21 protein-coding genes are annotated in these 12,665 nt (G+C 41.6%); 7 read left to right on the forward strand and 14 right to left on the reverse strand.

The window, feature by feature from the left end:
* Nucleotides 1-233: 233 nt before the first annotated feature.
* A complete protein-coding gene (locus ACFIMX_RS09840) occupies nucleotides 234-752 on the reverse strand; it encodes a helix-turn-helix domain-containing protein (protein ID WP_375640670.1) in 519 nt (172 codons plus the stop codon).
* A gap of 80 nt (nucleotides 753-832) precedes the next feature.
* Nucleotides 833-1,363: a helix-turn-helix domain-containing protein gene (locus tag ACFIMX_RS09845; protein WP_375694404.1), complete on the reverse strand. Its 531-nt coding sequence runs from the start codon at nucleotides 1,361-1,363 to the stop codon at nucleotides 833-835.
* Between the two features lie 130 nt (nucleotides 1,364-1,493).
* On the opposite strand from ACFIMX_RS09845, the gene ACFIMX_RS09850 reads away from it, so the two are divergent.
* The 5 genes from ACFIMX_RS09850 (at nucleotide 1,494) to ACFIMX_RS09870 (ending at nucleotide 5,424) form a co-directional block, all read left to right on the forward strand.
* Complete coding sequence (locus ACFIMX_RS09850; protein WP_375640667.1) at nucleotides 1,494-1,787, forward strand: helix-turn-helix domain-containing protein; 294 nt, start codon at nucleotides 1,494-1,496, stop codon at nucleotides 1,785-1,787.
* A 194-nt stretch (nucleotides 1,788-1,981) separates the two neighbouring features.
* Nucleotides 1,982-2,380 (forward strand): hypothetical protein, encoded by a 399-nt coding sequence (locus ACFIMX_RS09855; protein ID WP_375640666.1) that lies wholly within the window; start codon nucleotides 1,982-1,984, stop codon nucleotides 2,378-2,380.
* Nucleotides 2,380-2,826 carry a ParB/RepB/Spo0J family partition protein gene (locus ACFIMX_RS09860; RefSeq protein ID WP_375640665.1) on the forward strand — a complete coding sequence of 149 codons (447 nt, stop codon included), beginning with the start codon at nucleotides 2,380-2,382 and terminating at the stop codon, nucleotides 2,824-2,826. Before ACFIMX_RS09855 ends, ACFIMX_RS09860 begins: the two co-directional genes overlap by 1 nt.
* A gap of 619 nt (nucleotides 2,827-3,445) precedes the next feature.
* The gene (locus ACFIMX_RS09865) at nucleotides 3,446-4,603 is read left to right on the forward strand and encodes a tyrosine-type recombinase/integrase (protein ID WP_375694405.1); all 1,158 of its coding nucleotides are present in this window, start codon (nucleotides 3,446-3,448) and stop codon (nucleotides 4,601-4,603) included.
* Between the two features lie 272 nt (nucleotides 4,604-4,875).
* Nucleotides 4,876-5,424: an antA/AntB antirepressor family protein gene (locus ACFIMX_RS09870; RefSeq protein ID WP_375694406.1), complete on the forward strand. Its 549-nt coding sequence runs from the start codon at nucleotides 4,876-4,878 to the stop codon at nucleotides 5,422-5,424.
* A 53-nt stretch (nucleotides 5,425-5,477) separates the two neighbouring features.
* Here the strand turns inward: ACFIMX_RS09870 and ACFIMX_RS09875 are convergent, their stop codons facing one another.
* Genes ACFIMX_RS09875 through ACFIMX_RS09890 form a run of 4 tightly spaced genes read right to left on the reverse strand, consistent with a single transcriptional unit; the run spans nucleotide 5,478 to nucleotide 6,711 of the window.
* Nucleotides 5,478-5,696: a hypothetical protein gene (locus tag ACFIMX_RS09875; protein ID WP_375694407.1), complete on the reverse strand. Its 219-nt coding sequence runs from the start codon at nucleotides 5,694-5,696 to the stop codon at nucleotides 5,478-5,480.
* Nucleotides 5,689-5,892, reverse strand: coding sequence for a hypothetical protein (locus ACFIMX_RS09880; protein WP_034447462.1), 204 nt, complete (start codon nucleotides 5,890-5,892; stop codon nucleotides 5,689-5,691). The genes ACFIMX_RS09875 and ACFIMX_RS09880 overlap by 8 nt, the downstream gene beginning before the upstream one ends.
* A complete protein-coding gene (locus ACFIMX_RS09885) occupies nucleotides 5,825-6,052 on the reverse strand; it encodes a hypothetical protein (RefSeq protein WP_375694408.1) in 228 nt (75 codons plus the stop codon). Before ACFIMX_RS09885 ends, ACFIMX_RS09880 begins: the two co-directional genes overlap by 68 nt.
* Nucleotides 6,049-6,711, reverse strand: coding sequence for a lysozyme (locus ACFIMX_RS09890; RefSeq protein ID WP_375694409.1), 663 nt, complete (start codon nucleotides 6,709-6,711; stop codon nucleotides 6,049-6,051). Before ACFIMX_RS09890 ends, ACFIMX_RS09885 begins: the two co-directional genes overlap by 4 nt.
* A 143-nt stretch (nucleotides 6,712-6,854) precedes the next feature.
* Between ACFIMX_RS09890 and ACFIMX_RS09895 the strand changes: the two genes are divergently transcribed.
* Together ACFIMX_RS09895 and ACFIMX_RS09900 are read left to right on the forward strand one after the other, a co-directional pair.
* Nucleotides 6,855-7,079 carry an antitoxin MazE family protein gene (locus ACFIMX_RS09895; protein WP_019224016.1) on the forward strand — a complete coding sequence of 75 codons (225 nt, stop codon included), beginning with the start codon at nucleotides 6,855-6,857 and terminating at the stop codon, nucleotides 7,077-7,079.
* Nucleotides 7,079-7,402 (forward strand): type II toxin-antitoxin system PemK/MazF family toxin, encoded by a 324-nt coding sequence (locus ACFIMX_RS09900; RefSeq protein ID WP_375694417.1) that lies wholly within the window; start codon nucleotides 7,079-7,081, stop codon nucleotides 7,400-7,402. Before ACFIMX_RS09895 ends, ACFIMX_RS09900 begins: the two co-directional genes overlap by 1 nt.
* Before the next feature lie 38 nt (nucleotides 7,403-7,440).
* Here ACFIMX_RS09900 and ACFIMX_RS09905 read toward each other — a convergent pair whose 3' ends face one another.
* Genes ACFIMX_RS09905 through ACFIMX_RS09940 form a run of 8 tightly spaced genes read right to left on the reverse strand, consistent with a single transcriptional unit; the run spans nucleotide 7,441 to nucleotide 12,550 of the window.
* Nucleotides 7,441-8,742 (reverse strand): late control protein, encoded by a 1,302-nt coding sequence (locus tag ACFIMX_RS09905; RefSeq protein ID WP_375694410.1) that lies wholly within the window; start codon nucleotides 8,740-8,742, stop codon nucleotides 7,441-7,443.
* The gene (locus ACFIMX_RS09910) at nucleotides 8,739-8,963 is read right to left on the reverse strand and encodes a tail protein X (RefSeq protein WP_375694411.1); all 225 of its coding nucleotides are present in this window, start codon (nucleotides 8,961-8,963) and stop codon (nucleotides 8,739-8,741) included. The genes ACFIMX_RS09905 and ACFIMX_RS09910 overlap by 4 nt, the downstream gene beginning before the upstream one ends.
* Nucleotides 8,960-9,340, reverse strand: coding sequence for a phage tail protein (locus ACFIMX_RS09915; protein ID WP_375694412.1), 381 nt, complete (start codon nucleotides 9,338-9,340; stop codon nucleotides 8,960-8,962). The genes ACFIMX_RS09910 and ACFIMX_RS09915 overlap by 4 nt, the downstream gene beginning before the upstream one ends.
* A 5-nt stretch (nucleotides 9,341-9,345) precedes the next feature.
* Complete coding sequence (locus ACFIMX_RS09920) at nucleotides 9,346-11,460, reverse strand: phage tail tape measure protein (RefSeq protein ID WP_375694413.1); 2,115 nt, start codon at nucleotides 11,458-11,460, stop codon at nucleotides 9,346-9,348.
* A complete protein-coding gene (locus ACFIMX_RS09925; protein ID WP_375694414.1) occupies nucleotides 11,345-11,647 on the reverse strand; it encodes a hypothetical protein in 303 nt (100 codons plus the stop codon). The genes ACFIMX_RS09920 and ACFIMX_RS09925 overlap by 116 nt, the downstream gene beginning before the upstream one ends.
* Nucleotides 11,644-11,715, reverse strand: a complete 72-nt coding sequence (locus ACFIMX_RS09930; RefSeq protein WP_081485993.1) for a GpE family phage tail protein — start codon at nucleotides 11,713-11,715, stop codon at nucleotides 11,644-11,646. The genes ACFIMX_RS09925 and ACFIMX_RS09930 overlap by 4 nt, the downstream gene beginning before the upstream one ends.
* Nucleotides 11,716-11,753: 38 nt before the next feature.
* Entirely contained in the window at nucleotides 11,754-12,041 is a 288-nt protein-coding gene (locus ACFIMX_RS09935) for a phage tail assembly protein (protein WP_375694415.1), read from the reverse strand.
* Between the two features lie 2 nt (nucleotides 12,042-12,043).
* Entirely contained in the window at nucleotides 12,044-12,550 is a 507-nt protein-coding gene (locus ACFIMX_RS09940; protein ID WP_375694416.1) for a phage major tail tube protein, read from the reverse strand.
* Nucleotides 12,551-12,665: the final 115 nt, after the last annotated feature.

The raw sequence follows: 12,665 nt of genomic DNA on the forward strand, positions 1-12,665 counted from the left end.
AGAGAAGGCTTTGAAAGGTCTTTGAAAACCCTGTGAAAAATTTTGAAAAGTCTGTGAAAGCCCAGAAAACCGCCTTTGAAGACCCTTTGAAAAAAATCAATCCAAAAGTTCGATCGACTCCAAAATCAGCCAAAAATGACCAAAAAAGCAAAAAAGATTTCCATATATAAGTGGAAATCTCTAAAAGTTGAGTAAAAAGCATTTTTCATTTTAGAGAGGCATTAAGCTATATCTTATGTAGTTTCTGGATGTGCATTTTCAGCCTCTATTTGACGCTTTAAATGCAATTTTAGAAGAGGTAAAATAAGCTCGACTTCTTCCGTATCGTTGATGTCTTGAACAAGCTCTTGCAGTTTTTTATAAAGTTCCGCCGCGAGTTCCGCTATATCTTCAGGAGGGAGTTTTATATTTGCATCGCGATAAGTTGTATAAGCTATGCGACCAAGCTTTTTCATGAGACCAGCAGGGATAGTTTGTGGTTTAAAACCAGCTGCTTTCGCCTTTGCCATGTCACTAAACATTTCGCTTTCACCCGTAACGAGCCAATGATGATTAATGTTATAGGCCGTATAATAGGCGTTAATTGTTGAGCATGTTGGTTCGTGTGCTCCAATTTCATAATTGGCAAGGGTGCCACGTTGTAAATTAAGCCGTTGCGCAAAGATACTACGTTCTTTATTTCCGTAGATTCGTCTTATTTCACGTAGGCGTTTTGCCAATGGTGTTTTAGGTTCTAGTTCGGGGCGAGCCAAAAATGCTCCTTATTCATATTTAGGTTAGCTTAAATTACAGGATTTTAAAAAGAGCTTCCCCCATTCATCTTAGAGAGGCATTAAGCCGTATCTTGTGTAGCTTCTAGATGTACTCTTTCAGCTTCGATTTGACGCTTTAAATGCAGTTTTAGAAGAGGGAAAGTCGCTTCGACCTCTTCCATGTCGTTGATGTTTTGAACAAGCTCTTGCAGTTTTCTATAAAGTTCCGCCGCGAGTTCCGCTATATCTTCAGGGGGGAGTTTTATATTTGCATCGCGATAGGTTGTATAAGCTATGCGACCGAGCTTTTTCATGAGTCCAGTAGGGATGGTGGGTGTCTTAAAATCCGATGTTTTCGCTTTTGCTACGTCTGTAAACATCTCACCTTCACCTGTAGCTAGCCATTCCACAGATACACCGCAAATATTTTTGTAAATTACCAACATTGATACAGGAGGTTCGCGCAAACCAGTTTCGTAGTTACTCATAGTACTTTCAGGTACTGCAAGATGATCAGCGAATTGTTTGCGTTCCAAAAAACCAAGGGCAAGCCGTACTTCACGCAATCGTTTTGCCAGTTCTGTTTTAGGTTCTTTTTTAGGACGTGCCAAAAAAATCACTCCTAATCCACAAAAGCGAATTATACCTCTAATTACCGCCCGATATAGAGGGCATATATTCTACAATTAACCCCACAAAAAACGGATGTGGGAGCATCCGTTTGAAGCAGGAGCGAAGTTTATGACTATCACACAAGTATGGGATCGCCATAGTATTTTAGCCGAGCTACGCCGCCGTAACATGACCTTGGCGGAGCTCGCGAAAGCTTATCAACTCTCCTCGTCCAGTGTTCAACATATCTGGACACGGTCTAACGAGAAAACCGAACGTGCTATTGCCGATTTTATCGGTTTGCCCGTTGAGCAGGTTTTTAGCGACCGCTACCCCAAAAGTCGCCGTCGCATTTTTAAAGCAGCAAAACATGCCAATACAGATTCGGTAACACAGGCCGCATTGCGCGGTAATGCTGCTTGAACTTCGTTACACGGCTTTGCGTTTTTGCGCATTTGCCATGAATTTAAATACCATAAGATGAAAAGGTTTATCAATGTCTAAAGATCAATACGAAATAGGCAAGATAAATTGCATAGAGTTGCATCATAGAACAGCCGTTTGGGTAGTTTTATTTTCCATAGGTTGTAAGCAGATTTTACTAATGGGGGATGGTTATGGTTGCAGCTTATAATTTATGGATGCCAGAGGCAAAAAGAGAAATCTTTAATCCTTATTCAGAAGCTGAACGGTTACAAATGATGCTTTCCTGTTCTTTAAAAGCAGTGAGTGGTGGCTTTCGGCATGTACCGATCCGGTATATTATTGACCCTCCGCATGGATTGTTTGATGCGATATTAGCGCGGCAAATTGCCATTCATATTTTGCATTATCAATTTGAGGTGCCGCGGCGGCGTATTGTTGCGATGCAAGTACGGAAGCAGACTGCTATCTTTCTTGCTTTGCAAGTGATTAACCGGCGTTTGGAAGAACTCGTTTTTGCGAAAGCTTATCGAAGATGGGCGGGTCGTGCGATGGATTTATTCTTTAAAGAGATCAGAAAGGCGGGGGCGTGATGGCACAGTTTCAAAAGCTTGCTTTTGATGTGATTGTGGTGCCGGAGCGTATACGCCCTGTGGATGATGAGCATGCCAAGGCACTTGCACAATCAATGGCGCGGGAGGGATTGATGAATCCGATTACGGTGCGCCATACGCCCAATGCTAAAGAGGGTAATTACACGCTGATTGCTGGTGCACACCGGCTGAGGGCTGCGGAGCTTTTGGGCTATAGTGACATTGATGCTGTTGTGGTGCAGGCGGATAAAGAGAATGCTGCGCTTTTAGAAGTTGTGGAAAACCTGTTTCGCAATGAATTGTCTGTTATTGATCGTGCGCTTTTTGTCCAGACTTATCGCGAATTGTGGGAAAAGAAGTTTGGGGAAATTAAGGTTGGTGGGGATGGTAGTAATCAACATAAAGTCAAAAAAGAGCAATTCGGTCAAGTTGACCGAATTGCTTAAACGCTTCTCTTTTTAATAATGTCCTGAATAATGTGCTTAGGATACAGAAAAATCATCAGTCAATTTATGCTAAAAGAAGTCATACCATTTTATGCATACTGCTTCTCAAATAATACGATTCCAACTCAATGATTGATCATCTCAAATTGCGATTTTGAGCAGAAAAGAAAAGAGGCTTTAAATACCCTTTAGATAAGGTCTTTGAAGACCCTTTGAGAACACCTTAAAAACTCTTTGAAAAAAAATAAATTGGTACAAAACCTAGTGGCAAAATATACAAAACCCGCTGGCAAGCTACAACAGTAAAAACAATAGGTTACATATAACAAAGAAGAGTGTGGTGCCCAGACGCGGCAGACAGGGCTTTAGCAACAAGAATCAAGCCGTATAAATATGTGCAAGAGCTATTGATGTCTATAATTTTTTATGTTCCAATAAAAAAATTAAGAATTAAAGAAAAAATCTCAAATCAAAAAATTAAGGTGNATTTTTTATGTTCCAATAAAAAAATTAAGAATTAAAGAAAAAATCTCAAATCAAAAAATTAAGGTGGTCTAAAAGGTGGACCCAAAAAGGTGGACGGGCAATGTGTGAAAAGGTGGACGAGAAGGGAAATTAAGTGAGGGGGATTCATAGGTTATCAGCATTGCTTGTCAAGTCTGCTTCTCAAGGTAAATATTGCGATGGGGCGGGGTTATGGCTGAATGTTAGAAAAGACAATACACGCTCTTGGTTTTTTCGTTACACATACCACAATAAACGCCGTGAAATGGGGCTCGGTCCAGTTGCACAACTTTCTCTGAAAGAAGCGCGCGAACTTGCCAAACATTATAGTGCTATTCTCAAAGAAGGCAATGACCCTATTGTCTTTCGAGAACAAACTGTCTTAAAACAGCAAAGCAACATATTCAGTGAGATTGCAACAGCGGCTTTTGAAAGTAAAAAAGCAGAGTTAAAAAATGAAGGCAAAAATGGGCGTTGGTTTTCTCCGCTGGAGTTGCATGTTATTCCACACATAGGCAGCCTCTCTATAGAAAAATTAACGGCTAATATCATTCGCAATGTTCTTGCGCCCCTTTGGCATGAAAAAGCAGATACAGCACGAAAAGCGTTAAACCGTATTAACATTTGCTTGAAATATGCGGCGGCTCTTGGTTTGGAAGTTGATCTACAAGCTTGTATGAAAGCACGCGCCCTTTTGGGAAAACCCCGTGCTACACCAACAAATATTCCTGCTATGCCATGGCAAGAAGTTCCAGCATTTTATCAAAGTTTGGATGATAATATCCTTTCAAATTTAGCACTGAAGCTCTTGATTTTGACTGGAGTACGGTCGTATCCATTGCGCTATTTGCGTCTTGAACAAATAGATAAAAATATATGGACAATACCAAAAGAAAATATGAAGGGCATTGTAGGGAAAGTTTCAGATTTTCGAGTGCCGTTAAGTGATGAATCTTTAAAAGTGATTGAAAAATCTCTTCCCTTTGAAAAAAATGGTTTTCTCTTTTCTGGTCTTACAGGCAAGCCAATTTCTGATGCAAGCATGGCAAAATATATGACAGTTTGTGGTTTGACTTATCGCCCTCATGGTTTTCGTTCCAGTTTACGGGATTGGATAGCAGAAACAACGTCAACACCCTTTGAGATTGCAGAAACTGTTCTTGCGCATTCAGTTGGGAATTCAGTGACAAAAGCTTATATGCGAACGGATTTTTTGGAACAACGCCATGCTCTCTTGGAACAGTGGGCTGCATTTATAACAGGAGCGACTTGACAGGCTTATAACAATGTGTCTATTGTCGAATCAGGTGCCTAGAAAACACCTTAGACACATAGCGGATAGATTGCCGATACAATCTTTTCTCCGCACATTAAAGGCTTTGACTCATTGTATGTTACACACATATAATGGCTTTGCCGGGTGTGGTTATGCTATACAATACCCTTTTGGGGAAGGCATAACGACGGGCTATGTGCCGTGTTTTCTAGCACCCGGCGCTCTTCTAGAGTGTCAATAGAAGACATTTAAACACATAGGAGTTCATTATGAACATTCTTATAAAATTTACGGAAAAAACAATTGATCAGGAAACTGTTCAGACAGTAAATGCACGCGAATTACACGCGTTTTTGGAAATAGGGAAAGATTTTTCTACCTGGATTAAAGACCGCATTCATCAGTATAAATTTGAAGAGGGTAGTGATTTTATAAAAACACAAGATTTGCGGTCCCCAAAATTGGGGAGCGCAAAATCTAGAGCTGTTACAGCAATAGATTATCACCTCACTCTAGACATGGCAAAAGAGCTTTCCATGGTTGAGCGCAATGAGAAAGGTAGACAGGCTCGTCGTTACTTTATTGAGTGCGAAAAAAAGTTAAAAAGTCAGTCTGGTGATTATGATAATGATACACGCTTTGATTTGCCAAGTTACTGGGAGGGTATGAATGCTGGTGAAAAAGCTTTGTATCTTTTAGGTCCTATCCATGTTCGTCTTATTGATGCTTTTAGAGTCGATGAAGAGAATAGAAAATATAAAGCTCTCATTAAAGAAGCTAAGCGGGTCTTAGCAAGATCTGTTACGAAAGCTGCTTAAGTTTAAAACCGATTTCATCTCCCCGTTTTAAAAGCGGGGAGGGGATAAGGCTTTCAGTTTTTGGTTAACCACTGTTTGAGATGTGCAAAGATATTGTCTATGGCATCCATGAGACGTGCAAAATCGAGGATAAGCAAAAAAAGAAAAAATACTATCCACTTCATGAGACGCGACATCATTTTCACACTTTGGTAGGTGATGATCATTTCTTGTAGCATGGCTTTTTCTGATTCCGTAAGCTCTGTGTTTTTTTCATTTTGCTTTCTAGCCATGTTTCCACCCACACACACGTTCACCCTGCTTGTTATGCTTTAAGATCTCTCTTGCTAAATTGGAACTGATGACGTCAACATCTTGCCTCTCTAAATAAATGGGCAACCAACCAACACAAGAGACATACTTATTTGTCCCGCAACCAACGAGAGAGAGCAGCACGCACATCAGTATCACTTTTCTGATTAACTTCATTTTCCACCTCCAGCCGTGTTGTGGCTGCTTTTAAAGCTTTTTCTGTTTGCTTTTGCCGTTCTGCCTTTTTTCCAAGAGTGAAAGCTTTTGCCAAAGCCATAAAAAAAGCGGCTAGAGCCGCGCCTATTAACAGCAGATTTTTTTTCATCCATAAGATCATAAACGGTGTTCCTGAAAACGTTTAGCAACAAAGAAAATGCCAGCACATGCGGCTAAAACCATGATAGTGGCGAGCGCCCATTGCACTGGACCATTGCCTGCTAATAAGCCTCCAAGCCCTGAAAAAGAACCAATAACTGGTGCAAGAGCTTCAGCTTTAAAAAGTCCCGTTGGTGCTTGCGTTTCTACGGTTTGGTAGTTAGAGGAAACAAAAGCACCTTTCGCCCACAAGCCTGCTTCTGCTGCACGCCGGTGTGCGAGACCTTCAAGACGCTTTCCACCGGCTTTGGTCCATTTCTGTAGCTCTGCAGGGACAGCTTCATATTCACCTTGATTGAGCTTTTTTAACAGTGTCGAGTTACAAAAGGCTGTTGTTCCTACATTATAGCAAAAGGAGACTAAAGCCGCGAATTGTTCATCGGTTAAGGCAACTTGAACCGCTTGTTCAACGGCATTTTCAAATTGTCTTAAATCTTGGCAAAGAAATTCTTCTGCTTGTTTTTCGGTGATTGCCATACCTTTATGAACAAAAGGTTTTCCAGCATTGTTTGTATGTCCATAACCAATGGTCCACACTCCAATGGCATCTTTATAGGCATTGAGACGTAAACCTTCCCATTGTTTAATCAGTGCTAACCCTTCTGGTGATATTGTTCTCATGTATTGCTCCTATAAAAAAGCCCCACAAAAGGTGAGGCAGATTGATAGATTAAAATTGTAATTATTGCGTTTTATTAAAAGTAGTGTTTCATGTAACTTTTTTCTGTGTTATACGTTACATGAAACATAATGGAGATTTTGTTATGGCTACGATGCACGTTAATGAACGCGTTCAAAAACATCGCAACGCACAAAGAAAAGCAGGTTTGCGCTTAATGCAAATTTGGGTACCAGATACTCGCCAACCGAACTTTGCAGAAGAGTGCCGACGCCAATGTCGCTTAGTCGCAAAAATGGATAAAACAGATACATCTATGCAGTTGTTGATGGATCAATCTTTAATGGATGTTGATGGCTGGACAGAATGATGCGTGGATCTCTCGTCACAATAGCTATGCAAGGCGATTTTGGTAAACCAAGACCTGCGTTAATCATTCAAGCTAATCAATTCAGTGAACATACAAGTGTAACGGTTTTGCCAATTACAAGTACACTTGTTGATGCGCCATTACTCCGCATTACTCTCCAACCAGATACCAAAAATGGTTTGCAAAAACCTTCGCAAGTCATGATTGATAAGATTATGACGGTAAGATGTGAAAAAGTTAGTCCAGCTTTCGGCTCCATTCATGCAGATAAAATGGTAGAAATTGAACGCTGTTTAGCTGTATTTTTAGGAATAGTAAAATAAAAATAGTATTTCTTTTTATCATCATAAAATAGCTTTGTTTATCTATCTTCCTCATCCATATGGATAACGCCTTCGCCTTCATCACATGCGTTAAGGGGGGCGTTTGGATCAAGGGTATCATCTTTGTCTGGTCTGGTGTTTGCAACGTTTCCAGCCGCATCTTCTTGGGTTTCATCAAAAAGTTCGCAGTCTATTTTTGTGGTGTAACCGCCCGTTTTATCAAGCTTGTGTTTAACACTTTTGATGCGCCATTCTGCTGGAATATAGGGGCGGAAAGGGGGCTCTTGAACAAGCTTTGCTTCTGCTTGTACAAAGGGATCACCACCAATATCACATGAGAAAGAAGATTTCCCACGCGATGATTTATTGCGATAAGCCGCAATGGCTGCAACAGCCTCTGATTGGTTATGGTAGGTATATTTGAGTTCATGAAATGGTGGTTTGCCAACCTTGACTTCCTTTTTTTCACCACTGCGAATATCATGATAGCTTGCAAGTACACCGCCTTTTTTTTCTTCTTCTTGTTTTTCAGATGTTTCGGTTGCTGTCTCTGCTTTAGACAAATTTTGGGCATCACTTTCATCCATATGGATAACATCTTCGCCTTCCTCAACTTCTTCTGGCTCTCGTGCATCAGCGGCGGCTTTTTGATCATCTCCTGCTTCTGTTGCTAAGCCATTGGCTGCTCCTGCTTCATCCCGTGCGCTATATTTAAAATCCCAAGAGGTACAGAGTTTTTCATGGATAATAACAACGGGGAGTGTTTCACCAGTGATAGCTTTGCCTTCACCCCGTCTAGCTAAAACAAGCTTGCCATCAACGGGTTTTGCTACCGCATCATAGTCTTCTGCAAGGCGTGTAGCAAAAGCCATATCGCTTTCAGCTGTTTGGTCAATATGACGCACAACAATTTTAGCAAGAGCAGGGTCAACTTTTGGTGTATAGCCATTGCGCTCTGCTATCTCTTGAATGATGTTGCCAAGGGTTTGTTGATGATAGGATTGGCTTTTGGGTGTTCTATAAGACGTGTTCATAGAGGCGGCGCGTCCGGTCACGCTTAAACTTTGTGGGGGGCTGCTTACAGAGATTTCATCAATCAAATAGGCTCCCATATCGCGGTTTTTGCCTCCTTCATAGCCAAGTGTTACGGAAATGATTGTTCCGATGAGAGGAATATCAAGAAAGCCATTGTCGCACTCACGGGCGCGGTCATCAAGCTCTATGGTAATGCGGTCACTTTTGTCTTCTGCTTCATCGGTAATTTCAATCGACAAAACATAGTCCATCAGCGTTCTTGTGATGTCCTCTCCATTTGCCATCACTGTGCAAAAAGGTTTCATGATTGACTGCCCCAAATTCTAATCACCGGCGTGGCTTTAAGATAGGGGAGGGCTGGCAAAACGATTGTGATGCCTGCTTTTAAGATGGGTCCATAGTCTGCAAGACCAAAGTTTGCTGCATAAACGCGTTCAACAGCAAGGGCTTGTTGACCCTTTGCATAGTATTTCCAGCAAATGGCATCAACCATATCGCCTTCTTTTGTCACGTAAAGATCACTCATAGCTCTTCACCATATTCTCTCAACTTTATTGTAAATTCTTGTTTTTTTGGGGACCCATTTTGGTGAAAAATGCTTTGCTTTTCCTCTACAGAAAGAATGACAAACTTGCCTAAAATTTTGCCCTGACCGGTCACAAGAATATGAGGACCATTATGGGCCATTTGTCGCAAATACTCGATTTGTCCATAGCCGCCTTTAAAATCCGGATAGATCACACCGGTTAGAGAAAATTCCACATTTGCAACAGCAGGCAATTGAAGCGCTGCTTTGCGTCCCAATCGCCCTTGCTCTACCCATGGAACCCCATAAGACATGTCAAGGGTTTGATAAGCAGCAGTTTCAATGGAAAAAATAAAACCACCTAAAGCTAACATCATGGCGCTTAATCCGAAAGGCTAGAGGCTATAGCCAAGCGTTGCTGCTTGGCATAGCGTTCAAGGGCTTGATTGACTGCGTCTCTGATTTCGTCCTTTAAACCATTGGGGACAGAAATATTTAAATTTGAAATCATCACGCGGGCATCTACTTCTACCGGCTTATGAACGGTAATGGGCTTGGGAGCTTTGAAGGCGCCCACTTTTGCATTTGTAGCCTGCATTTGTCCTGTTTCGACTACGCTTGTATTAAAGCCACTTTTGCGTTTTTCAGGGGGGGTATTTGTAACCACTGCTGTATCCAGCATTTTTTTTGCACGTGCATTAGTTTCATCGGTAAAGGTTTTTAAAGTCTGGGTTGAAGTTTTGTTGATTGAGACATTAAAGCCTAGCTTTTCTTTCATCCAGTTTGGCATCCAACTGGTTAATTTACTCATCATATTGCTAAAACCGTTATACAGATCATCCCATTTGCTTTTGATACCGTCCCAAAGTCCATTAATAAGATTGGATCCTACTTCCATTAAATCGACACCAAACAGCCATTCAATGAGTTCATTGATTTTTTTCGCAATCCAAGAGAGTGGTGAAAAGTTTTTAAAGAACGTCAAGAGGTTATTGAAAGTATTACTACATAAGCTCGCAAAAGAATCCCATAGCTTGCTTATAAAGCTTATGACTGTGTCCCAATTTTTGTAGAGCAGATATCCGGCAGCAACAAGAGCTGCAATGCCGCCAATAATCCAGCCAATAGGTGTGGTCATGATAGCAACCCCAAGCGATATAAAAGCCGTACCAACAGCGGTTATTGCTGGAATAAGTGAAGTTACAAGAGATACCGCAAGACCCGCAACTGCGGAAGCAGCTGAGGCTAATGCTGAAAGCAGTGATCTTCCCAGAGTTGCGGAAAATCTAATAAAAGCTTTATCTGCTGCGACTATTTTTGAGAGCAGGGATTTTCCAAGGTTTACAGCCAGACCGGTAATTTTAGAACCAACAGAAGTGAAGGCTGAAAGCACTGGTCCTGAAAGAGCGAAAGCAAGCCTGATAAAAACTGCACTTACTATGGCTAGTGATGTAAGCAGCCAGCCATTGATTTTGTCCCAATTTTTGTAGAGCAAATATCCAGCAGCAACAAGAGCTGCAATACCACCAAGTATCCAGCCGATAGGTGTGGTCATAATTGTGATACCAAGCGTGACAAACGCTGCTCCTGCTGCGGCTAATGCGGCAATGAGTGGACCAAAAATGAACGAACCAAGTGCCACAAGCCCTACCTTAAAGAGGGTTATTTCACCAATCAGAGGTTCTAGCCATTGGAACCAGCCTTTAATCCTCTCTGTGAGATCACTGATGCCTTTTCTTAAATTAGAGGTAGGATTAAGCAAATCATTAAGGACTTTTTTTAAGGTTTTTGCCCAGCTCGCAACGGTTGTTTGGATGAGGTCACGGTTTTCATCAATCAATTTTGAAAAACCGTCAATCATATCATTAATCACGGGCATGAAACGGGCGCCAATAAAGCTCGCGATACCGCCTATTTTTTTCTTAAAAGCACCAAGCTTATCACTTAAATCTGCGGCATAGCGTGCAACATCGGCACCTATCAGCCATTTTCCTTTCCGCGCCTTTGCAAACAGTTCTTTAATGGGTGCCATGCCTTGTGCAAGCATGGTCGCCATTTCTTTCCCATCGCCCCCAAACAGCAGGGCAGCAATATGCTGTCTTTGTGCTTGGCTTTTCATCTTACTCATCTTGTCGGTAATTTCTTCTAACAAGACAGAAGTGGATTTGAGTTTTCCAGAAGTGTTTTTGACAGAAATGCCAAGCGCTTCAAAGCCCATCATGCCTCTTTTTTGTCCAGCATAGGCTTGTGCTGAACGCCTATTTAAAACCGCTAAGGATTGTTGAAAAAGTTCGGCAGAAGTGCCTGAATTATCGGCTGCATCACCCCATAATTGAAGTGATGCAACACTCATATTTAAATGGTGTGATGCGTGATAAAGACTATCTCCCAGATGCATGGTTTTCATGGTGAGGGCGGCTACACTTGCCACAAGACCACCACCAGCAAGCCCTAAGACACCGGTAAAGACTGAAGCACGACTTTGCCGCCACTCCAAGAGCACTTTGAACGCCATGAAGGCTTTTTGTCATGTTTTTGACAGCAGCAGAAAAGCGCGGAATACCCAAACTATGTGAGAGTGTTTTTGACAATGTATCGAATTTTTTTTGAAGATGTTTGAGAGGTGCGGTGAGTTTGTCTTCAAGAGACAATTTCACCTTTGCATCAGCAACTTTTTCACTCATTTTGTCTTATACCTTTCTGCTGCTTGTTTTCGCCAGAATATGAGTTCTTGCGGTTCCATTTCCATCATGTCTGAAAGGGACCAATGAAAAACAATGGCGATATCGGCTATGAGTTTAGCAGCGGTTTCCCAGTCGAGGTGTCCCGCCGCTTGATAAAAGACTCCAAAATCTCTCCAATGCTCGACAAATCATTGATGTCGAGTTCTCCAACCGCTTCATGTGCCCATCCAGAAAGGCGTGCAACCATAGCAATTGTTTGCTCTATGCCTTCTTTTTTGTCGATTGCTTGCAAATCTTTTGTTTTGGGGCGCTGTAAGGTAATTGTGGTATGCTCTTTTCCTTCAAAAGTAACAGGTATCAATAATTTATGTGTAATGCTTGTTTGGACGGTCATTTTTATAATCCTATATTTTCTCTATGGTCTGCGAGTTGATTGACGCCATTGAATTTTCTCACCAAATTGAGGACATCTATCTCAACGATTTCAACGTCCTTCTGGACATATTTGAAATATTGCAATGTGAATGTTGCTGTAGAAGTTGCTTTGCCTCCCGGTTGCCATTCTGCCATTTCAAAACCTTTGCAAAGTCCTCTCATGGTAATGACAACACCTTCTGCCGGTGTCCCTTGGGCTTGCATTGAACTGCGCAATGAAATGTTGACATCGGTGCACCCTAACAGTGCCATTAATTCTGGAGAGCAATCAGAAATGGTCATGCTAAGCGTGAGGGTTTCAAGACCAAGATCAACCTCAATGGAGCTATCCATGCCACCGCCGCGATAACTTTCAACGACCAAACTCAAATTCGGTAGGGTGACACTTTCACATTTTGCTTGATAGGGAATACCATCGACAAAAATGTTAAAATATTTCAAAACTCTTGGTAAAACAGGTACGGTCATTAAAAGATCTCCTCTAAGTAATCATTCACAATGCGTGAACGGAACGTGATATGTTCTGCGGGTGTTGTGGGGGTGAATTCGACATTGAAATAGACTCTACCGCTCTCAATGGCGC

The sequence above is a fragment of the Bartonella sp. AD24XZML genome (assembly GCF_042196485.1).
GTDB lineage: Bacteria > Pseudomonadota > Alphaproteobacteria > Rhizobiales > Rhizobiaceae > Bartonella.